Source organism: Psychrobacter cibarius (assembly GCA_030686115.1).
Classification (GTDB): domain Bacteria; phylum Pseudomonadota; class Gammaproteobacteria; order Pseudomonadales; family Moraxellaceae; genus Psychrobacter; species Psychrobacter cibarius_C.
Window position 1 is genome coordinate 2,762,449 of sequence record CP131612.1, and the last position, 21,173, is coordinate 2,783,621.

At 42.2% G+C, this 21,173-nt stretch carries 19 protein-coding genes; 3 read left to right on the top strand and 16 right to left on the bottom strand.

Annotation, left to right across the window (positions count from 1 at the left end; all coding sequences use genetic code 11):
- Window positions 1-103 precede the first annotated feature (103 nt).
- Together tsaB and ffh are read right to left on the bottom strand one after the other, a co-directional pair.
- On the bottom strand, window positions 104-787 hold the full coding sequence (gene tsaB, locus Q6344_11760; protein WLG15208.1) for a tRNA (adenosine(37)-N6)-threonylcarbamoyltransferase complex dimerization subunit type 1 TsaB: 684 nt from the start codon (window positions 785-787) through the stop codon (window positions 104-106).
- Between the two features lie 204 nt (window positions 788-991).
- Window positions 992-2,542: a signal recognition particle protein gene (gene ffh, locus Q6344_11765; protein WLG13268.1), complete on the bottom strand. Its 1,551-nt coding sequence runs from the start codon at window positions 2,540-2,542 to the stop codon at window positions 992-994.
- A gap of 473 nt (window positions 2,543-3,015) precedes the next feature.
- On the opposite strand from ffh, the gene ccsA reads away from it, so the two are divergent.
- Window positions 3,016-3,807: a cytochrome c biogenesis protein CcsA gene (ccsA, locus tag Q6344_11770; protein ID WLG13269.1), complete on the top strand. Its 792-nt coding sequence runs from the start codon at window positions 3,016-3,018 to the stop codon at window positions 3,805-3,807.
- Window positions 3,808-3,924: 117 nt separating this feature from the next.
- Here ccsA and purU read toward each other — a convergent pair whose 3' ends face one another.
- Together purU and Q6344_11780 are read right to left on the bottom strand one after the other, a co-directional pair.
- Window positions 3,925-4,854 carry a formyltetrahydrofolate deformylase gene (gene purU, locus Q6344_11775; protein ID WLG13270.1) on the bottom strand — a complete coding sequence of 310 codons (930 nt, stop codon included), beginning with the start codon at window positions 4,852-4,854 and terminating at the stop codon, window positions 3,925-3,927.
- A 202-nt stretch (window positions 4,855-5,056) separates the two neighbouring features.
- On the bottom strand, window positions 5,057-7,507 hold the full coding sequence (locus tag Q6344_11780; protein ID WLG13271.1) for a hypothetical protein: 2,451 nt from the start codon (window positions 7,505-7,507) through the stop codon (window positions 5,057-5,059).
- Window positions 7,508-7,992: 485 nt separating this feature from the next.
- On the opposite strand from Q6344_11780, the gene rpmB reads away from it, so the two are divergent.
- Both rpmB and rpmG read left to right on the top strand, forming a co-directional pair.
- Window positions 7,993-8,229: a 50S ribosomal protein L28 gene (gene rpmB / locus Q6344_11785; GenBank protein ID WLG13272.1), complete on the top strand. Its 237-nt coding sequence runs from the start codon at window positions 7,993-7,995 to the stop codon at window positions 8,227-8,229.
- 138 nt (window positions 8,230-8,367) lie between these two features.
- Window positions 8,368-8,523 (top strand): 50S ribosomal protein L33, encoded by a 156-nt coding sequence (gene rpmG, locus Q6344_11790; GenBank protein ID WLG13273.1) that lies wholly within the window; start codon window positions 8,368-8,370, stop codon window positions 8,521-8,523.
- 152 nt (window positions 8,524-8,675) lie between these two features.
- Here rpmG and Q6344_11795 read toward each other — a convergent pair whose 3' ends face one another.
- From Q6344_11795 to ispH, 12 genes are all read right to left on the bottom strand, one after another.
- Complete coding sequence (locus Q6344_11795) at window positions 8,676-8,987, bottom strand: hypothetical protein (GenBank protein WLG13274.1); 312 nt, start codon at window positions 8,985-8,987, stop codon at window positions 8,676-8,678.
- Window positions 8,988-9,172: 185 nt separating this feature from the next.
- Window positions 9,173-9,484, bottom strand: coding sequence for a hypothetical protein (locus tag Q6344_11800; protein ID WLG13275.1), 312 nt, complete (start codon window positions 9,482-9,484; stop codon window positions 9,173-9,175).
- Window positions 9,485-9,604: 120 nt separating this feature from the next.
- A complete protein-coding gene (locus Q6344_11805; GenBank protein ID WLG13276.1) occupies window positions 9,605-9,886 on the bottom strand; it encodes a hypothetical protein in 282 nt (93 codons plus the stop codon).
- A gap of 216 nt (window positions 9,887-10,102) precedes the next feature.
- Window positions 10,103-10,795: a ribulose-phosphate 3-epimerase gene (gene rpe / locus Q6344_11810; protein WLG13277.1), complete on the bottom strand. Its 693-nt coding sequence runs from the start codon at window positions 10,793-10,795 to the stop codon at window positions 10,103-10,105.
- 111 nt (window positions 10,796-10,906) lie between these two features.
- Window positions 10,907-11,119 (bottom strand): TIGR03643 family protein, encoded by a 213-nt coding sequence (locus Q6344_11815; GenBank protein WLG15209.1) that lies wholly within the window; start codon window positions 11,117-11,119, stop codon window positions 10,907-10,909.
- A gap of 387 nt (window positions 11,120-11,506) precedes the next feature.
- Window positions 11,507-12,397: an S-formylglutathione hydrolase gene (gene fghA / locus Q6344_11820; protein ID WLG13278.1), complete on the bottom strand. Its 891-nt coding sequence runs from the start codon at window positions 12,395-12,397 to the stop codon at window positions 11,507-11,509.
- A gap of 228 nt (window positions 12,398-12,625) precedes the next feature.
- Window positions 12,626-14,107 carry a C13 family peptidase gene (locus Q6344_11825; protein ID WLG13279.1) on the bottom strand — a complete coding sequence of 494 codons (1,482 nt, stop codon included), beginning with the start codon at window positions 14,105-14,107 and terminating at the stop codon, window positions 12,626-12,628.
- 345 nt (window positions 14,108-14,452) lie between these two features.
- Window positions 14,453-16,456: a molecular chaperone HtpG gene (gene htpG, locus Q6344_11830; protein WLG13280.1), complete on the bottom strand. Its 2,004-nt coding sequence runs from the start codon at window positions 16,454-16,456 to the stop codon at window positions 14,453-14,455.
- 257 nt (window positions 16,457-16,713) lie between these two features.
- Window positions 16,714-18,246: a catalase gene (locus Q6344_11835; protein ID WLG15210.1), complete on the bottom strand. Its 1,533-nt coding sequence runs from the start codon at window positions 18,244-18,246 to the stop codon at window positions 16,714-16,716.
- Window positions 18,247-18,646: 400 nt separating this feature from the next.
- Window positions 18,647-19,465, bottom strand: a complete 819-nt coding sequence (locus Q6344_11840) for a thioesterase family protein (protein WLG13281.1) — start codon at window positions 19,463-19,465, stop codon at window positions 18,647-18,649.
- 14 nt (window positions 19,466-19,479) lie between these two features.
- Window positions 19,480-19,725 (bottom strand): hypothetical protein, encoded by a 246-nt coding sequence (locus tag Q6344_11845; protein ID WLG13282.1) that lies wholly within the window; start codon window positions 19,723-19,725, stop codon window positions 19,480-19,482.
- A 52-nt stretch (window positions 19,726-19,777) separates the two neighbouring features.
- Window positions 19,778-20,734 (bottom strand): 4-hydroxy-3-methylbut-2-enyl diphosphate reductase, encoded by a 957-nt coding sequence (gene ispH / locus Q6344_11850; GenBank protein WLG13283.1) that lies wholly within the window; start codon window positions 20,732-20,734, stop codon window positions 19,778-19,780.
- Between the last annotated feature and the right edge of the window lie 439 nt (window positions 20,735-21,173).

The window sequence follows — 21,173 nt, forward strand, 5'->3', positions numbered from 1 at the left end:
GATGGCTTTCCTAAATATGGATCTATTGGCTAATAGCGTTTTAGAGTGTTTTTATATTTTATATTTTATATAGCACTGATAATGGCTGGCATTAATATGATGGTTACGCCTTACCTTGTTCTTTAAGTGTTTTCCACGCTTGATTGCGCAGATACTTTGGTAACGCTTGCGAGGCTTCTGTGCCGCCTGTCTCCATAAATTGAGCAATACCAAGCTGCCCTATCACAGTAGCGTCAGGGTGAATATCTGCCTGAATGATCTGACCGTCATGTAATATTAATAACGGCGCACCATTGCCAGCAATGGGAATATTAAGCACCGTCTGGCTGTCATAATCGAGCAACTGCTCGGTATCTTCGCCATTTTCTTGATTAACCGCCTGCATAAGGTTTTCTATTAGCACATATTGCCCAAAATAAACTTGCTGCATACGCGCATCAAGGGCGCTATACACTTCGGTCACACCATATTTTTGATACGCCGCTTGCGCAATCGCTTGTAAGCTTGAGACTCCGACACAAGGAATATCATGGGCGACAGACAATGCTTGTACTACTGCCGTATTAATCCGTATGCCACTAAAGGCACCAGGACCACGGTTAAATATCAAGGCTTGTAAATCAGTAAGGTTGAGCTTAGCCTCGGACAAAGCGGCGTCAATCATCGGTAGAATTTGCTGGGTTTGCTGGCGTTTGCCCGTCTCCGTATGACTCGATAGCACTTGACCACTGGCATCTAAAATCGCGATCGAACACTGATCAAACACGGTATCCATTGCTAAAAACATCATAACCTCGGCCTATTCACTTAGCATTATAAAACAGCGCCTATCATAGCATTTAGGATAGGCAAATTTTATTAATTTCTAAATTTTCATACTTAATCCATCAATATTTATGGGAACATGACAGACATAAAAAAACCCAAAGCGACTGGCACCTTGGGGTTTTCATTAAGAATTCAATACTATAGCAATCTAAGCATCTATCAATTAAAAACGGGTTTTAAACTTTTTTGGCGCTTGATTCTGCATTTCCTGCATTTGTTTTTGCATCTCTTCGGTGCTTGGCATGTTGTTTGGATCCAGACCCATCTGCTTAGCCATTTGTTGTGGATTCACATCCTTGACGCCGCCTTGCTGACCGCCGCCACCAAATAAAGGACCGCCACCGCCGCCACCAGCACCGCCGCCACCCATTAACCCTTGCATCGATTTCATCATTTTACTGATGCCTTCAGGCTTAGAGATCATTTTCATCATTTTTGCCATTTGCTTGTGTTGTTTGAGCAAACGATTGACGTCTTGAATCTCACGTCCCGAACCTGCGGCAATACGGCGCTTACGGCTTGGGTTAATTTTATCGGGATTTTTGCGCTCAAATGGCGTCATCGAATTAATCAACGCTTCCATCTCACGTACTTTTTCTTCTGGCTTAGCATCTTCGACTGCTTTTTGCATATCCGAGCCGCCCATACCTGGCATCTTATCTAAGAAGCCTGCCATGCCGCCCATGCTTTTCATTTGTTGGAATTGGGTCAATAGATCCTCAAGGTCGAAATCGCCGCCTTTTTGCATCTTTTTCGCCATTTTTTCGGCTTTATCACGGTCGATTTTTTGTTCAACTTCTTCGACCAAACTCAGTACGTCACCCATACCAAGAATACGCTGAGCGATACGTTCAGGATGGAACAGCTCTAACGCGTCTAATTTTTCACCGCGACCTAAAAACTTAATCGGCTTGCCAGTAATCGCACGTACAGAAAGTGCCGCACCGCCGCGAGCATCACCGTCAGTCTTGGTTAAAATCACACCTGTTAATGGCAGCGCATCATTAAAGGCTTTGGCAGTGTTGGCCGCATCTTGACCAGTCATCGCATCGACGACGAATAGCGTTTCAGACGGATTTACCGCTGCAGTTAACGCCTTAATCTCAGCCATCATAGTCTCATCGATAGCCAGACGACCAGCGGTATCAATAATCAAAATATCTTGGTACTGAATCTTTGCTTCTTCGATAGCACGTAAGGCAATATCAATCGGGTTTTCGTCGCTACTTGAATTAACAAACTTGGCATTCACTTGACCTGCCACTTGCTCAAGCTGAGCAATCGCCGCTGGACGATAGACGTCAGCGGATACTAGCATGACTTTTTTCTTATGGCGCTCTTGTAAAAACTTCGCCAATTTACCAGCCGTGGTGGTTTTACCTGCACCTTGCAAACCAGCCAGTAAATAAACAACTGGCGGCTTACCCGTCATCTCAAGCTGCTGATTGGCACTGCCCATCATTTCGGTCAGTTCGTCATGGACGATTTTGACAAAGGCTTGCCCTGGCGCTAACTCTTTGAGTACTTCTGCACCAAGCGCTTGCTCTTTGACGCGCTTCACAAAGTCACGGGTGACGGGTAGCGCGACGTCGGCTTCTAGTAGCGCCATACGCACTTCACGCAGGGTATCTTTGATGTTGTCTTCGGTCAACTGCCCAGTTCCTGCGATATTACGCAGGCTCGACGATAAGCGTTCTGTTAAGGTATCAAACATAAATAACTCTCAGTTAAAATAATTCTTGGTGAAAACAATATTTACTTAAAATAATGCTTACTTAAAACAATACTTAGCTAAAACTGGCTTCAGCTTAAATGGCGGATAAATATTATTAGGGAATACTGTAAAGTATTTAATCGTATCTTCATAAAAACAATGATAAAAAACAGTCTATTATCAACACTATAGCACCAAGAAGATGCCAAAATTATATTGGTTTTGCAAATACAGCATTACCAAAGCTTGGCGCGGCGCTTTATGACTTATAGACAATCGCTTTACAAGCTAGGCATATTAGCGCTTATTCAAGCAAACTTGGCCAAGCATTTATAAGGAATAAGCAAGTTGGTGCTCAATTGGCACCCATTTTATGATAAATTGGACGATTATTCTAATCATTCCGATAATACCACTTTAGCATTAAATTGAGCGGCTATTTTACGCTCAGTATGAGATGAGGCATTCTATCTGTGCACTTTGCATTCTTACTTGCTAGCCTAGCCTATATCTTAGTCAGCGCTTACCTTAGTTGGGCACTGACTCGGGATAAGCCTATCCATAAAGGCATCAGCTTGGGATTATTGATGGTCGGCATGCTCGCGCATGCGGCGCTACTTTATCCTTATGTTGTGACGCTTTACGGGCTAAACTTCAATCTTTTTAATATCATTAGCCTAATCAGCTTGTTCTTTTTGTTCTTCTATTTTTTATTTTGTTTATATCGCCCTATTGTCAGTCTGGGCATACTGGCAGCGCCAACAGCATTGGTAGGGTTAACAATTGGCTATATTGGCCGTGCGCCTTATCAACCCATTACGAATATCAGTATTGGGCTTGAAGCTCATATATTACTATCACTTGCCGCCTATTGTGTGCTGCTGATGGCAGCGGTGCAAGCGCTATTTTTGCGCCTACAAATACGCGAACTCAAGCACCACTCTATTCATCGCTTTTGGGTCAATAAACTACCATCACTACAAAGTATGGAGAGTCTATTATTCGATATGCTATTGGTCGGTTTTGTCCTACTAAGTATCGCATTGGGCATTGGCTTTATCTATGTAGAGGATTTGATGGCGCAGCATATTGTGCATAAGACCGTGTTTAGCCTGCTGTCTTGGTTATTGTTTGGGGCGCTACTGGTCGGTAACTGGCGTGCTGGATGGCGGGGCAAACGTGCCGCCAATATGACTATCTATGCTTTTATCCTATTAGCCATTGGCTTTGTAGGCAGCAAGTTTGTGTTAGAGATGCTGATATAAAATCAGCTCTGCAATAGGTCCAGAAAAAAGCCGTGAGTATTAATGAATAATACTCACGGCTTTTTTTAACCTTATGTTAACCAGCACTTTTCAATTTGAAATAGCTCTAATTAGAGGCTAATTAAAAACCACGGTTTTATTACCCGCTACAATCACGCGGTTTTGTACATGCCAGTTCACAGCGCGTGCCAAGACATTACGCTCGATATCACGACCAATAGCGCGCAGCTCGGTCACACCTTGACGGTGAGTGACTCGGTGTACATCTTGCTCAATGATAGGGCCTTGATCAAGCTCAGCGGTGACGTAATGCGCGGTCGCGCCAATGAGTTTCACACCTTTATCATAAGCCTGACGATAAGGGTCAGCTCCCACAAATGCAGGCAAAAATGAATGGTGAATATTAATGACTTGCATCGGCCATCGCTTGACAAAATCAGACGATAATATCTGCATATAACGCGCCAACACTAGCAAATCATTGCCTTCCATCAACTCATGAATTTGCTCTTCTGCCTCTGATTTATTGTCTTTGGTCACTGGCACATGATGGAAAGTAATACCGAAGTTCTCTACCGATTGGCGCAAGTCTTCGTGATTACTAACAACAGAGGTAATCTCGCAATCGAGCAATCCACGCTGATGACGCCATAACAAATCCAACAATGCATGATCAAACTTGGAAACTAAAATCCCAACTTTCGTCTTAATCGCATTATCATGTAAACGCCAAGCCATGTTATGGCGCTTGGCTACCGTATGCGCAAAACTGGCTTCAAAATTCTCAATAATCTCGCTCAATCCTGCTAAAGCAAACTCTAAACGCATAAAATATTGACCACCCTCATGAGCAGTTGAATACTGATCGAGAGTGATGATATTAGCGCCATAGCGATGGATGAACTCAGATACCGCTTGCACGATACCGGCTTGATCACGGCATTTAATCAATAGCGTGGCAGTATCGATTGTCGTCTTGTTAGACAGGTTATTAGATAGTTTATGAGATGAGTTTTTTGCTGAAGTAATCGTTGCAGTGTCTGACATAGTGCGCCCAATCAAAAAATTAAACTTGCTACTGACTTTCAATACGGTCATTAGCATAGGAAACCGACTATTCTAATCGCTTTTACCTAACTTTGCTGATTGAGTTGGTTGTATTTCGTTATTGAGGTTATAAATACGAAAACCCCCAACGCGAGGTTGAGGGTTTTGTTCATAATTTAATATCACTTAGCTTAAAACTGACTTAGTTGCGACTTGTGCAGGCTTCAACACCAAATGGACTAACCCAATTCGGACGTATTGGCTCACTAATATCAACATCATCTATGAGAACTGGGAAGCTTATTGCACGAGACTGCTGTGACTCACTACCATCTACGCTAGTATTGACGGTAACTTTTGCTTTATACCATTCTGCATACTCTTTTGGATAACGTATTGAAAAATCAACTTTACCAGCGCCATCCGTTATAAAATTAAAATTTTGACTAGAACTAACTTCATTGCCATCTTTATCAAGTACTGCTGCGACGTTGATAGGATCTAGTTGTCCATTACCGTTAAAATCTTCACCTGGATCTAATATACCATTGTTATTAACGTCTTCATTTTGGCAAGAGAAAAGTGGATTTCGAATCCAAACTTTGTCGCCAAATATATTTCTACCAATATCAAATCCACCTTTTAGGTAACTATCAGGATTCAAGTTAATAGATACTGGCTGATTAATTGCTGGTTTACCAGTGCTATTAAGCACACTAATTGAACCTTTTTGATAATAATATACTTGACGATCACCAGCAGATATTTTATCAGCAAAAGCAAAGCTGATAAATGTTGATCTGGTCTGCACTGAAAGCTTTGTTTCTGCAAGTGTGACACTAACTGGCTTCTCTTTGCCGTCTGGCAACTCGATCAATCTTACTTCAGCTTCTATGATGACACCATCTGTCTTAGTAGGGTTCTGTCCTGCGTTATAGACAACTTTTGCTAAACCACTACTATCAGTATAAGCAATCCCTTGCCCTAAACTACCTCCAGATGCATCCTTAGTCGTCGTAAACTGTACGATAGCATTTTTCACTGGTGCATCATCATTATCTAATACACGAGCAATCACTTCAGTGGAACCGCCAATACTTAGTACTGAACGCTCAGTTTGTAGCAGCAGCTTAGTAGGGCTAATAGATACAAAGCTTAGCACGGTTTCTTTGGTGTTATCTGGTTGTCCTGTACGCTTATGTGTGGCAGTTATCGTGGCGCTATCAGGTACATTAGATTCAATGAAGAACTCAACCTTTTTATTTGCCACTTTTAGTATGCGACGAGAGCTACCTAGGCTTTCAGCTTCATTCATGCTCTCAAACACTTTACCTTTATTAGTTGAGATAACAACATCATCACCGTTGCTACCATCGGGAACATTCAAGGTTATTTTCTTTCTGACCCCAACTACGATATCAGTAGTTTGTGCAAAATTCATACTTGAGCTGACAGCAGACCCTACCGTCAGTATGTTAGAAATGCGCTGACTACTCTCAGTACCCTTAATCTCAATACTAAATACATAACTGTCATCATCTGAAGTTTTTAACGTAGCAGAGTTTAAATCAAATCTAAAATTACCATTATTGTCAGTGCTACCAGTACTTACTTCTACGTTATTATTATATAACACTACATTTGCACGATTGATAGGCTTCGCTGCACCGTCAAGAATTTGCCCAGATACTGAGAAATTCTCTCCTGTACTTACTATGTTTTTGGAAGATACCACATTACTCGCACGAGTACCTGACACTATAATAGGAAAACTTTGCTCAACGATACTATTCTTTTCATCATCAACAACGATGGTTAGTAGACTCTCATGGTTTAATTGAGCGTCGATACTTACTCTGCTCTGTACTAGCTGAACAGCGATAAGCCCCTGCTCATTAGTGACTTGCTTAGAAGGACTGCTTAGAGACAAGCCATATAATGCAGCATCAGTGATGCCTATAATCACAGGAACACCTGCAACAATACCGCCTTTTTTATCAGTAACTCTAATATTTACTGTTGCTGTATCTGCACCGGTCAATAACTCAGTTTTATCAGATGAAATAAACACATCATAAACATCATCTTTTTGAGTATTGGTATTATTTTCTTTTCCGAATAGGGTGATAGATTGCTGAATACCATCAACGCTAACTTCTACTGTTAAACCAGTTTTAATAAGGAAATCACTTTGAGCTGCAGTCAACTTATTTGTTGCTTGCAGCTCAATAACTGCCCTACCTTTTTCGTCAGTAACAACTCTAGAGCTAGAAGTGCTAAACAGCCCTGTAGCTTTAGGATCAGTGATCTTAAAGGTAACGGTCTTATTGTCTAACACACCGTTATTATCATCTAGTATAAGCGCCTCTATTTTTATAGAAGTGTCTTTTGCCATATTTACGTTAATACTAGTATAGTTAGATAATATGTATATTTCGCTTGCTTTAATCGTTGACTCTTCTTGATCGCCTGAACCTTGATCACCAGGATTTTGATTATCAGGAACTACTGGAACCAATCCAATATCAGGCGCTGGTGCAACAGAATCCACAGTATCACCGCCACCTCCACCACATCCAGCTAGAGTTAGTGATATTGTTAACGCCGTAAGCTGAAATAATTTAGAGGTAAAAGGTAATGAGCTATATGACATGTTTTGGACTCCGCGTCAGCAGTAATTTATTTGAGCAAATAAACAAAAATCATTACACAGAATCATAATAGATTGGTAATGATACATAGATTTACATTAACACTCGTTGTATTAACAGATTGTATTAAATATATAACAGCAACTTTACTGACTTTTGTTATAACTTACAACTAAAAATTAATCTTTACTATTAAATAATCAACAACATAGCCAGCGAATTTCAGGGTATAATAGCCATCCTTTAGATCGACAATAATCATAAAAATATTTGAGTATTCATCTCTTTTATGGTATAAATGTCGGCTTTAAAATTTTCTGAATTGGTACGCTTGTTATTTGCCTTTAGATAACAGCAATATCAACTCAACATTCATATAGTTTTGTTTGGTGCAAAGCTGCCGCTTGCTGTGTCCATGCCGCAAAAACGTGCAACTTGCCCAGACTGGTATGAGAAAAACTCATACCTCATAGATTAGGAGTTCGCCATGTCTCGAGTTTGCCAAGTGACTGGAAAGCGCCCTATGGTGGGTAATAATGTTTCGCACGCAAACAACAAAACCCGTCGTCGCTTTCTACCAAACCTTCATAACCATCGTTTTTGGGTAGAGTCTGAAAATCGTTTTGTACGTCTACGTGTGTCTACCAAAGGTATGCGCACTATTGACAAACTTGGTATCGATAAAGTGCTAGCAGATATGCGCGCACAAGGTCAAAAAGTATAAGTTAAGACTGGCAGCTTAATATCTCGATAATTTTCGTCATTTAAGCTGCTTTTCTGCTACATCATTACATTTGTAGCGACTCAATATTTTAGATCCGTACCTATCGTTTGAAGACCCCTCATTTACAGGAAAGCTATCATGAGAGATAAAATTAAATTAGTATCAACAGCTGGTACTGGGTATTACTACACCACTACTAAAAACAAACGCACTATGCCTGGCAAAATGGAAATGAAGAAATTCGATCCAAAAATTCGTCAGCACGTGATGTTTAAAGAAGCTAAAATCAAATAATTACTGTTATATATAGAATATACTTTCTATATATAAGTTATTTGAAAAAAAAGGGTATATCAATTGATATACCCTTTTTTATGCTTGCTACTTTTCATGATGATTATTTTAATTGACTACTGCTAGCCAGCCAGCTTAACAGCAACTCATCACTAACTATAGTGCGTCGGCTCTTTGTCATAAACATGCGCATGCCATTGGCTCATCTGCTTTTGCATAATGACCTGAATCGCGGCATGAATCATATGCTGACCTATCGCTTGGGTGTCACTACCGAGCAGCTCTTTAAGCTTTTCAGAAAAATCAATGGTCATCAGCGGCGCTTCGTCTTGTTCCGCGTCACGTAACAATAAGCGACCATCTTCTGCCTCTACCAACTCAAGGGTAGTCTCTTTAGCAAATCCTGCAAATTGATCCGTACTTTCGTTATCTACTTCTATATCATTATCGATATCGTATGGCATGAATTGGTTCCTCATTGTCCCGTCTAATACTTGCAAGAAAAATCGCGCGTCGCAACATTATTGTTTTACAGTAATACGGGTAAAACTATCTTAGTCATACAATGGACGCTTTGGTCTTGAAATTCAAGGCTTGTCACATAAGTCTTCTACATAAAGGCTTTTTAGGTGTGCTATCACTAATAGTATTAGCGCCAGTAGCGTAATTTTGCCACAGTAAATAAGAAGGCAACAAACATGCCGAGATAATACATGAGCTTTAACTCTAATGTCGGATCTCGATATTTAAACGGTAATGCTACAGTGGCGGTGGCGGTCGGAAATATCAACAGCATAAGCAGCCAGTTTTCGATGACATTGAGCCAGCCTTGTAAATCAGTACCGTTACGCAATGATGCCAGTCCTAGCAGCAAACAGGCGATAATTAAGCTGGTGAATAAGCCATTGGGTAGATCTTTTGGATAGATGATATTGGCAATCTTGGTAGGTATGATTCTCATGTAAAATTCCAGTCACGCTTGTAGCGCGTGACTTAATAATTAAAAATTGTATAAAAACAGCCTATCATAAATATTGCAGTGCACTATTTATCAAACAGCTTTATCTCTGTTCATAAGACTCTAACTGTAAGTACCCATCAACCATAGCATCGATATACAAGACGTCAAATAGCCCAAGCTAATAGCATTCCAGCTCTCTATATGCATGCCTTTAACTTTGTTAAGTATCTTCGAACCTACCCAAAAAAACAGGGGAATGCCCAGCATAAATGCAGGCACAATGACCGCAGCATGACGTAATACTTCACCAGTATCATCACCCACCATTAGCCGAAAGCCGTAACCTGCCAGACTTAGAACCAAGGCAAATACAGCCAAGCCAATAGTAATACCCTTTGGCACCAAGCTGCGTTGCTGTGTCTAATTCTGAATTGGCTGCTCAATGCTTTGCTCTGACTCAGGTGATTCTGACGAATTGATTGAGTTTTTTGTGTCCATATTTCACCTTTACGTAACTTGCCGTTATGCATCGTTATCCGTTATACAGCACATTTTGCTACTATTCTTTTATGACGAAAATGACTGATGAACGTATTTACTAATCACATAAGACCGTGGTTATTCGTTACCATTAGCCAAAGCCAGCTCAGCACGCATAGCATCAATAGCCACTTTATAGTCATCTTGGTTAAAGATCGCCGACCCTGCCACAAACATATCAGCACCCGCTTCGGCAATGGCTCGAATATTACTGGCTTTGATACCGCCATCTACTTCTAATCTGATATCACGACCACTGGTGATGATGCGCTGACGGACTTGGCGCACTTTTTCTAACGTCCCTTCAATAAATGACTGACCGCCAAAACCTGGGTTGACGCTCATCAATAAAATTTGATCTACCTTGTCCATCACATAGTCTAAATAATGTAATGGCGTTGCTGGATTCAATACTAAACCACATTCAGCACCGCCATCTTTGATCAGCTGTAAAGAGCGATCAATATGCCCACTGGCTTCTGGATGAAAAGTGATAACACTCGCACCTGCTTCCAAAAACTGCTCAATCATGCCGTCAACTGGTGATACCATCAAATGCACATCGATTGGTGCATCAATCCCATAATCACGCAGCGCCTTACAAATCATACTGCCAAAGGTGAGATTGGGTACATAATGGTTGTCCATTACATCAAAATGAATCACATCAGCACCTGATTCCAACACCCTTTCAACTTCTTCACCTAAACGTGCAAAATCAGCTGAGAGTATTGATGGGGCGATAAGATAAGGTTTAGAAGGAATAATCATAGTTGAGCTACCTGATTCTGTTGAAATAAAATACGAATAAAATAAAAAGAAATTAAGGACTGACTTAAAAAAACTGAGCCTTTAAAGCAATAATATTAAGAACTCAAACCACTAGCGCTGCTTATACTGGGTTTTGCAATAAGCACGACCGACATCGAAGCCTCGCTTAGCTTGGTGTTTGGTAGCGCGATTGCTCACGCGCTGACGCCATAAGCGAAAAGACGACGGCTTTAGCGCTTGGCGCATCAGCTTAATCACGCCTGCTTCATTAAGACCATAGCTATGCTCTATCGCCCCAAACGGTGTTCTGTCCTCCCACGCCATTTCTATCACTCGTGAGATTTGCGCGTCATCTAGCACTTTATCACCCGACTCATTGACTACAGTTGCGATAAGCTCATCTGAACGTGTCTGTCTGTCATTTGATTCAGTACTAATATCAGCATGCTGATTATTTTTTAGAGCCGCGGTCATATCGGCTTGCATGGTCGCAAGCGATGACTGAACGGTTTGCTGCTTACAAGCCAAACCATCGACTACTAATGCTGTCAGATTATTTGCCATAAAACCTTACCTTTAAAGATGCTTAACAGATACTTAGCCAATTTTTATTTTATATTAATCTATTTTATATCAATAAGTACGCTTGACTAAATAATCAGCGTAACTGTCTGTCAATTTATCGATCAGAGCATCATTCTAATACTGGGCTTAGCTCATTTGTGCCATACGCCAGTGATGTTCGATATGATCGTTAATCACCGTTTGGATAAAATAGTAGCTATGATCGTGACCCGCCTGATAACGCAAGGTTAAGGGCTGATTGGCTTTGTCACAAGCGCGTTGTAATTTGGTGGTTTGCAGTTGACCCTCTGCTAAAAAATTGTCAGCCGCGCCTTGATCCACCAAGATACTTGCATACTGCTGCCCCGATTTTTCAATCATCTGCGCAGCATCTGCCTGCGCCCATCGTGATTTATCATCGCCGAAGTATTCTGTATAAGCGGCTTGCCCCCATGCCGACTCACTGGCCGCGCACACAGGCGATAAAGCTGAGACACTCGCAAACTTGCCTGGAAACTTAAAGCCCAATAGTAATGCTCCGTGACCGCCCATCGAATGCCCTGTCACGCCGATACTGTCAATAGGAAATTCTGAGCGTAACAAGTCATATAACTCATCAACGATATAGCTTTGCATATTAAAATGCTCTGACCAAGGTGCTTGCGTCGCATCGACATAATAGCTGGCACCCTGACCGACAAAATAGCGGTCGTCGTTTGGCACATCGCTGTCATCACTACTTCGAGGTGATGTATCAGGGGCGATAAATATCATGCCAAGCTCGCTGCATTTTTGCTGAAAATGCGCTTTGTGGGTGACATTATCAGCATTGCAAGTGAGACCTGATAAATATAGAATCGCTGGACAACGGCGACCAGCAAGCGCTTCATCTGGCAGATAAATGCTAAAGGTCATCGGCGTTTTGGTCGATGATGATTGATGGCTATAGTAATGCTGCTCACCATCGAAACAGCGGTTGACGCTGATCTGCGTGATTTTTGAATTGGTAGATAAACTGTGTTTATAAGAGTTGTTCATAAGCGACATCCTTTTTATCCAAAGTAAAGTACACGATGACTTATAAAAAGCATTGGTAAAGTAATACTAGCACTTCTCCAAACTCACTTAGTACTCAATCATTATACCATTCACAAGAATTAAAGTAGTAAGGAAAGCGAGTGTCAGTATTACAGATTCTAGACTGAACGAGCTTAATACGGCTCATCGTGATTTTTGGGTTGCGGGTTTTGGATTTACTGTTAGTTGTTAATTGGCCGTGATCGCAGTATTAGCCACTGGCTGACCAGAAGCACTATCCTCTACGATATTAATGGCGATAGAATCACTGTCATTAATAATGCTGGCGACTGGTGGTCGGGTTTTATCAAACAATACTTGTTCGAATGCTGGCAAAGCAGTCTCCATCAGACTACCAATCACCATCTGCGGCTCTGAGGGTTCAAAACCCATCGCACTTTCACGCTCATTCACACGCAAACGGGCATCTTTAAAGGCAGATTCAAAACTGGTATTGCCACGCAGGCTTTCAGCAAAAAACGCTTGCCCAAAATAGGTCATCTCAGCAGTATTGGTACAGCCAAACGATGCCTTATCCGCCGCTGATGCGGTAATCACCACCGTGGTTGGGGAGGCCAATTCATCGATAAATGAGCCTGAATAGCAAGCAGATACCACAATCACCCGCCAGCGAATACCTGAAGCGTCTAGCGCCTCCCGTAACCATGCGGCATCTAGATTCTCCATTGCTAATGGTGGATTTGCTAATTGAATGATATTTTCGTTGCCGTGTGAAGACAAGGTTAGGAATAACACATCTTCATCGGCATTCATCTGCTGACCAATTTTCTTTAATCCACGCAGAATGCTGGTTTTGGTAGCGATTGGCTCATCAAGCCAACTATAAGTATTGTTGATCAACGAGAGTGAATGTCCACTAGTACCAAAACGCACATCGAACAGCTCACGCACTTTATTAATCTCAGAGCGAAAGACATCTTGACCAGAGAAGCCTGCCACACCCATAAAATACCAGTCGGTCTTGCCCGAAGTGCTAGGATCGATACTATTTAATGCTTGCTGTAACAAACGAGGCTGCTCGTATAATGCCGCTTCAGCTAAAACAGGCTCTACAGGAATCTGCTTAAATATAGGTTGATCCGCGACATTACGCTGCCAAATCGTCAACAGTGCGACTGCACCTACCAATACAATGACCCGCTCCCACCACGGTATGCGTAGACGACGAGAAAAAATCCATAATAATGCCAACGTCTGCCATAAAAACAGCACCAAAAACAGTATGGGTAAAAGTGAATAGCTCCAATCTGGCAACCAACCATAACTGCCCAAAAACTGCACCAAACTTTGTAATAGTGCAGATAAGGTATCAGCCACTAACCACAATACCACAGGCACAAACACCAACGTTTGATTGCCAGAACGCCGTGCCAAAATGATGCCGCCCAATAAAATTATCATCGGCCAAATCAAGTAGCTGACCAACCCTTGCTCATTAAAGATACTGCCATTTTCCGCGGCTAACCAAGAAAACAGTACATTACTACCGAGTGCCAATAGTGCAAATACGGCAAACTGGATAAAGGTAGGTTTTACCCAAGAAAACGCGCGCGTCGACCCTACTAGCATCCACAAGGTTGCAATAATATTGGCAGCGAAATTGAGCGAAAAACGCTGAAGCGATACGGTTTTTAACGACGCAAGTGACAAAGACTTAAACCTCTAGCCAGTCGAGAAAAGAAAGTGAGTTGATGATGATTTTTGGTGTGCAGCTACCTACAAAATGTCATTAATTCACATTTTTTATATAGCATATGGACATCAAGATTACATGCAATTCACAATGAGATGATTTTAAGAGACGAATAGCAAAGACTAAAAATATGACTAAACAGTTTAGCTCGCTAATATAACGCGATTGTAACGGATTGTCGGTCAAGAGGATAAGGCTGATTTGTAAAATTCGCTTAAATTTGGCTAAGAACATATAAAAAAGGAGATCTTGAATCCAAGACCTCCTTTTTTCTCAATAATGACTGTATCAAAGACTCACTACTATCTCATCAAAAGCTCATTCACACGTTTTAGATAAGCGGCTGGATCATCTAACTGACCGCCATCTGCTAACAATGCTTGGTCAAAAATAACTTGCGCCAATTTATCAAAATCGACGTCAGATTGCTCGCTAGTCTCTAGCTTTTTAATCAATGGATGATCAGGGTTGACCTCTAATGTCGGCTTGCTTTCTGGCACATCTTGACCCATTTGTTTAAGCATCTGAATCATTTGTGGTGATAGCTCACCTTCACCAACGACCAAGCAGGCAGGACTATCAACCAAACGCGTCGATACTTTCACATCTTTGGCACGTTCGCCTAACGCTGCTTTAAGTTTATCAACGACTGGCTTCATGGTTTCTTGCGCTTTTTCAGCTTCAGCTTTTTCGGCTTCGTCTTGCAAGTCGCCCAAATCAACGGCACCTTTGGCAACGTTTTGTAGCGGTGTCTCATCAAATGAGGTCAAGAAATTCATCGCCCACTCATCAACACGGCTGGTCATCAAAATAACTTCGATGCCTTTCTTTTTAAACAGCTCAAGTTGTGGGCTGTTTTTAGCAGCCGCTAGATTGTCAGCCGTTAAATAATAAATGGCTTTTTGACCCTCTTTCATACGCGCTTTATAGTCTTCAAAGCTGGTCGTCACACTATCCTGAGTACTGGTTGCATAACGCAGCAATTTGGCAATACGTTCTTGATTGCCCATGTCTTCGCCAACGCCTTCTTTGATAACATCACCAAATTCAGCATAGAATTGCGCGAATTTTTCTTGCTTATCACTGTCTTCACTGTTGGCAAGACTGGCGAGCAAAGTCAAAATACGACGGGCGTTACCATCACGGATTGATTTCACATCACGCGACTCTTGTAATAGCTCGCGGCTGACATTCAATGGCAAGTCTGCTGAATCAATGACCCCTTTGACGAAACGCAGGTACATTGGCAATAATTGCTCAGCTTCATCCATAATAAAGACGCGCTTCACGTATAGCTTTAGGCCATGCTGCTGGTCACGAGTATATAAATCGACAGGGGCTTTTTTCGGAATATATAGCAGCTGAGTATACTGAACGCGACCTTCGACACGGTTATGCGTCCATGCGAGTGGCGCATCCATATCATAAGTGATGTTTTTGTAGAAATCGACATACTCATCATCTTCAATCTCAGAGGCTGAACGTGTCCATAGCGCGCTGGCTTTATTGATAGTTTCCCATTCATCGGTCAATACCATCTCGCCACCAGCAGGTGCGTCGTCGTTCTCATCTTCTTTGACATCTTCTTGCCAAACTTCTTTACGCATCTGAATCGGTAAGCTGATATGGTCTGAGTATTTATTAACCAACTGCTTAATTTTGCCACGGTCTAAATAGCTGTCTTCGCCCTCACTATATTGCTCTTTTAAATGCAAAGTAATGGCGGTGCCACGAGTTTCTTTCGTGATAGGTTCAACCGTAAAGCTACCGGTACCATCAGATACCCATCGTACGCCTTTATCCGCAGGTTCGCCCGCTTTGCGTGATTCGACGCTAATCGTATCGGCAACGATAAAACCTGAATAGAAGCCAACCCCAAACTGTCCGATTAATTGACCATCTTGCTTTTGTGATTCAGACAGCTTGTCTAAAAATGCTTTAGTACCGGACTTGGCAATCGTACCCAAGTTTTCAATGGCATCTGCTTCATTCATACCAATACCATTATCGGTAAAGGTGATGGTTTTGGCATTTTCATCGACCGCAATGCGAATTTTTAGCTCACCATCGTCTTCATAAAGACTGTCATCATTGGTCGCTTCAAAGCGCAATTTATCACAAGCATCAGAGGCGTTTGAAACCAGCTCACGCACAAAGATATCAGAATTAGAATAAAGCGAATGGGTGACTAGATGTAGCAGTTGCGCTACTTCCGCCTCAAAGGTATGTTTTTTTAATTCAGGGCTGCTTTTATTAACATTGATGCTATCAACTTTTTGGTTATCAACTGGGGTCTGTTCACTCATAAAAAACTCCTTTAATTTATGTCAAAAACGTATCATAAAATAGCAAGCATTCAACTTTCTCTACTCAGCTATAAATTAAGCAGTTCAATTTCGAATATCGCTAAGCTGTTTATACTAATAGGGGCGCAGCAGAAAATTTCAAGCTAAAAAGCACAATTCGATAAAAACACCGCCCTAGTATCCTAAGGCGGTGTCGTTATATCGATAATAGGTTTAGCAAATAGATTTAGTAATACGTTCTTAGATAGACCTATCAACTATAAGCAGCTAGGCAAATGCAGCGCTGGATCTGACTCACGAGCATTCATCGCATCTTCAACCATTAAGCCTAGTGCTTTGGCAACACCTGCGCCATAAGCGGCATCACACCAGTTACAGTTGCGAATGTGGCGATACTGAATAAAGTCCGGCACACCAGCCATATTATTCGCTGTGTTTTCAAATAGCACTTGTTGTTGCTCAGCACTCATCAAATTAAACAATGCACGAGGTTGGCTAAAATAATCGCTATCGTCTTCACGGAAGTCATAATGCGCCGCATAGCCGTCAATTTTTAATGGTGGCTCAGCATAATCAGGCTGCTCTTGCCACTGGCTAAAGCTGTTTGGCTCATAATGCGGGCGACTGCCATAGTTATCATCGACACGGCCTTGACCATCACGATGATTGCTCATCACAGGGCAACGCGGCTTATTGACAGGAATCTGTTGATGATTGACACCGACACGATAACGCTGAGCATCGGCATAGTTAACCAAGCGGTTTTGTAGCATTTTATCTGGTGAAACGCTGATACCCGGTACCAAATTACTTGGGGCAAATGCGGCTTGTTCCACATCGACAAAGTAGTTGTCAGAGTTTTTATTTAATTCAAACTCACCCACTTCAATCAGTGGATAATCCCCTTTTGGCCATACTTTGGTCAAGTCAAACGGATGATAAGGAACGGTATCCGCCTCAGCTTCTGGCATGATTTGCACATACATTTTCCACTTAGGGAAATCGCCATTTTCGATGGCATCGTACAAGTCTTTTTGATGACTTTCACGATCAGAACCAACCACCTCTGCCGCTTCTGCATCGGTCAAGTTCTTGATGCCTTGTTGCGTACGGAAATGGAATTTTACCCAAAAACGTTCTTTGGCTTCGTTCCAAAAACTATAGGTGTGCGAGCCAAAACCATGCATATTTCTGTACGAGGCTGGCAGACCGCGATCACTCATAACGATGGTAACTTGATGTAAGGCTTCAGGTAATAAAGTCCAAAAGTCCCAGTTGTTGGTCGCCGAACGCATATTGGTACGTGGATCACGTTTGACGGCTTTGTTTAGGTCTGGGAATTTGCGCGGATCACGTAAGAAGAACACAGGTGTATTATTTCCCACCATGTCCCAGTTACCTTCTTCGGTGTAAAATTTCAAAGCAAAACCGCGAATGTCGCGCTCGGCATCAGCCGCGCCGCGCTCACCTGCGACGGTACTAAAGCGCGCGAACATCTCCGTCTGTTTACCCACTTCGCTAAAAATATCCGCACGGGTATATTGTGTGATGTCATTGGTCACGGTAAAAGTACCAAATGCGCCAGAACCTTTGGCATGCATACGGCGCTCTGGAATCACTTCACGGACGAAATTTCCTAACTTTTCATTGAGCCAAACATCTTGCGCCAATAATGGGCCGCGTTTGCCTGCGGTCATGCTGTTTTGATTGTCTGCCACTGGTGCGCCATTGCCCATGGTCAATTGGGTCGGTGCATAAGGACATTTTTTATCGCTCATATCATTGTTCATATCGTTGTTCATAGTCATACTCCTGTGAATAGCAAATGGGTTAAAGTACAAAATCTATTCTGAATACGCTTCTATTAATAGTTCCAGAATAGTTGTCAGCTTGTTCGAAAAACGGTTTGTTTTTTTCATAGTAATGTCTAATGACAGTCATGTTCTGTGGTTAGATACTATTACAACCCATTACCATTGATTTGTATAATTAATTAATTACATGCTTTAGTTTTGTTTTTCAGAACCACTTAACTTGTTTTTTACTCATGCAAATACTTTATTCCTTAGGATGGTTGTTATTAACAACGATAAATATTAAAAGTGCAAGCACTCTCTATCAGCCTTGCTATCACTTTTTTAAAGCGAATTGACCATATCAAATAGAGCTTGATTAAATACCACAGAGCAATTAGCGCGGCATCGGACGAATGGTCAAAATTTGCTCACTACGACCAAAAGGGCCATTGATGTCATGTAACACAGCGCTCGTTAAGCCAATACCATCATTGCCATACTGCTGCACCGCTTCGATGCCAAGCCAGCGACCTTGCGGCGTGCGGTGCATATGAATTTGCAAATCCGTATTGGGAAACATCCATTCTAATTCTGACAAGCCAAGCCCAAGCCGAGGCACAACGCCATTGGCCGTGTCGACCATGCCCAATAGATGCACCAAGTCATCAGTTGGCTTGCCCTCGATCATATCCAAATCATTAGTAATCCAGACCATACCGCGTCCTGGGCGACGCTGCGTATCATCAGCGACCAAGCGCACACTTTCAATAAACCCTCCCGGCCAGCCTTTCATGTCTTCCCAGATGGGCAATTCTTCGGGCTTATGTACCGCTTTTTGGTCTTCAATGCCTGCAATCTCGCTGGTATCTTGGGTCATTAGGCGCCATGCCCGCGCAATAATCGCATCACGACCGCGACTGCTCATGACTGCTTCAATCAGCTCAATGGTCTTGCCCGGACGAATACAACGCGTGGTAATGGTAAAGTCATCCAGTGGAATCAATCCTAAGATATCTAGGCTGATACGAGCGATACGCATGTTTTCTTGCGGCGCATAACCGTTGAGCTCAGCCGTGAGCAATCCTGTCGCTGGCGCCATATGCTGTTCATGCTCATTCCAAGCGCCTTGAGCATGCTTAGTGGGCTGATAATGTGCGACGTTGACGCCGTCTTCTCGCTGTTCGCGTTTGATAAAGTTATAATAAGCTGACATGACTGTCCTATGATTTATTTGATAAGCTCTTGTTGTTTTAATTTAAGAACCTGTCGACTCTTAATGACAAAAAATAACGCAACGACCATCGCGGCAATTAATACGCCATAAAAAACACTCTTTTCTCGCATAAAATGCAGAATATTACTACCTAACACGAATCCCACCACCACGATGACAAACAAATTCACTTTCAATTGCTTGTTAACCTCACCGAGAGTAGCTTCTGCCAATACAAATCCTTTTTTTTGCTTTTTCATTTTGCGTTACCTACTATACATTACCTATTAGATGTCTTGTACAAAGCCTTATCTACTTACCCACTTGGGTGACTGGGATACGCAAGGCTTTAGGCAGACTGAAAGTGACATTTTCTTCGATGCCTGATAGCTCACTCGGTAAATCACCACCCCAATCTTGCAGCTGCTGTAGCACTTCTTGAATCAGTACTTCGGGTGCTGATGCGCCAGCGGTGACACCGATACTCTGCACACCATCCAACCAGCTTTTATCCATCTCACTGGCATTGTCGATTAAATACGCACGGCAATTCATCCGCTCAGCCAGCTCACGCAGACGATTAGAGTTTGATGAATTGGGCGAGCCGACCACTAAGACCACCTCACAGCGACTGGCTAAGTCTTTTACCGCATCTTGGCGGTTTTGCGTGGCATAACAGATATCGTCTTTGCGCGGACCTTGGATACTAGGGAATTTTTCACGCAGTGCATCGATGACGCGCGCTGTGTCATCCATAGATAAGGTCGTTTGGGTAACAAATGCCAAACGTTCGGCATTTTGTACACTCAATGCTGCCACATCGGCTTCGTTTTCAACCAAATGAATGTGACCGCCGTGGCGACGGTTAAAGCGCCCCATCGTGCCTTCCACTTCGGGATGTCCAGCGTGCCCAATCAATACCGCATCCATACCCTCTTGCGCAAATTTAGCGACTTCGATATGTACCTTAGTGACCAGCGGACAAGTGGCATCAAATACGGTCAAATCGCGGCGTTCAGCCTCATCTTCGACAGCTTTTGATACACCATGAGCAGAAAAAATAACGATAGAGCCATCTGGCACTTCATGAAGTTCTTCCACAAAGACTGCACCGCGATTGGCCAAATCAGAGACGACAAATTTATTATGTACCACCTCGTGACGAACATAAATGGGCGGTTCAAAACGTGTCAATGCTTCGTTCACAATCGCAATCGCGCGATCCACACCAGCACAAAATCCACGTGGATTGGCAAGATAAATTTGCATAAGAGGGCCTATCATTAGATAATTTATTATTAAAGCTTAAATACACGACATTACTGTCAAAAGCTTTAACTCAAAAATTGGGATGAATTCATTACGCTACTTTAGCATAATTTACTTTTATTGCCTTTGAAAATAGCACGGTACTAGAGGCTGTTTTAACTAGAAGCACACACATATTCATACGTTCAAAGTATTTATCCATAGTGGCAGCGTTAACTGCACTTAATGCACTAAAAATGTGATTTATAATAAGTTGCCCTATGCCATCTTTAGATCGCTTCGATGATAACGACTGGTCAAAGGCGGCTTTAATTAAAATAAAAGCCACAAAAGCAGTTTATAATAGTGCATCGATGACAATGTCTATCGCCATACATGATGGCGATTTTTCTTTTTACCAGTTTTGAATTGTTTACTAAAACAGCTTTGGCTCTTTTAC

What these genes read in the sequence shown, in the direction of transcription:
- purU (WLG13270.1), bottom strand. Translation starts at nt 4,854, where the DNA reads ATGTCAGACACTGCAACGATTACTTCAGCAAAAAACTCATCTCATAAA.
- Q6344_11845 (WLG13282.1), bottom strand. Translation starts at nt 19,725, where the DNA reads ATGAAAAAGCAAAAAAAAGGATTTGTATTGGCAGAAGCTACTCTCGGT.
- rpe (WLG13277.1), bottom strand. Translation starts at nt 10,795, where the DNA reads ATGATTATTCCTTCTAAACCTTATCTTATCGCCCCATCAATACTCTCA.
- ispH (WLG13283.1), bottom strand. Translation starts at nt 20,734, where the DNA reads ATGCAAATTTATCTTGCCAATCCACGTGGATTTTGTGCTGGTGTGGAT.
- Q6344_11835 (WLG15210.1), bottom strand. Translation starts at nt 18,246, where the DNA reads ATGAACAATGATATGAGCGATAAAAAATGTCCTTATGCACCGACCCAA.
- fghA (WLG13278.1), bottom strand. Translation starts at nt 12,397, where the DNA reads ATGAACAACTCTTATAAACACAGTTTATCTACCAATTCAAAAATCACG.
- Q6344_11795 (WLG13274.1), bottom strand. Translation starts at nt 8,987, where the DNA reads ATGCCATACGATATCGATAATGATATAGAAGTAGATAACGAAAGTACG.
- htpG (WLG13280.1), bottom strand. Translation starts at nt 16,456, where the DNA reads ATGAGTGAACAGACCCCAGTTGATAACCAAAAAGTTGATAGCATCAAT.
- rpmG (WLG13273.1), top strand. Translation starts at nt 8,368, where the DNA reads ATGAGAGATAAAATTAAATTAGTATCAACAGCTGGTACTGGGTATTAC.
- tsaB (WLG15208.1), bottom strand. Translation starts at nt 787, where the DNA reads ATGTTTTTAGCAATGGATACCGTGTTTGATCAGTGTTCGATCGCGATT.
- Q6344_11800 (WLG13275.1), bottom strand. Translation starts at nt 9,484, where the DNA reads ATGAGAATCATACCTACCAAGATTGCCAATATCATCTATCCAAAAGAT.
- Q6344_11815 (WLG15209.1), bottom strand. Translation starts at nt 11,119, where the DNA reads ATGGCGTGGGAGGACAGAACACCGTTTGGGGCGATAGAGCATAGCTAT.
- rpmB (WLG13272.1), top strand. Translation starts at nt 7,993, where the DNA reads ATGTCTCGAGTTTGCCAAGTGACTGGAAAGCGCCCTATGGTGGGTAAT.
- Q6344_11780 (WLG13271.1), bottom strand. Translation starts at nt 7,507, where the DNA reads ATGTCATATAGCTCATTACCTTTTACCTCTAAATTATTTCAGCTTACG.
- Q6344_11840 (WLG13281.1), bottom strand. Translation starts at nt 19,465, where the DNA reads ATGTCAGCTTATTATAACTTTATCAAACGCGAACAGCGAGAAGACGGC.
- ffh (WLG13268.1), bottom strand. Translation starts at nt 2,542, where the DNA reads ATGTTTGATACCTTAACAGAACGCTTATCGTCGAGCCTGCGTAATATC.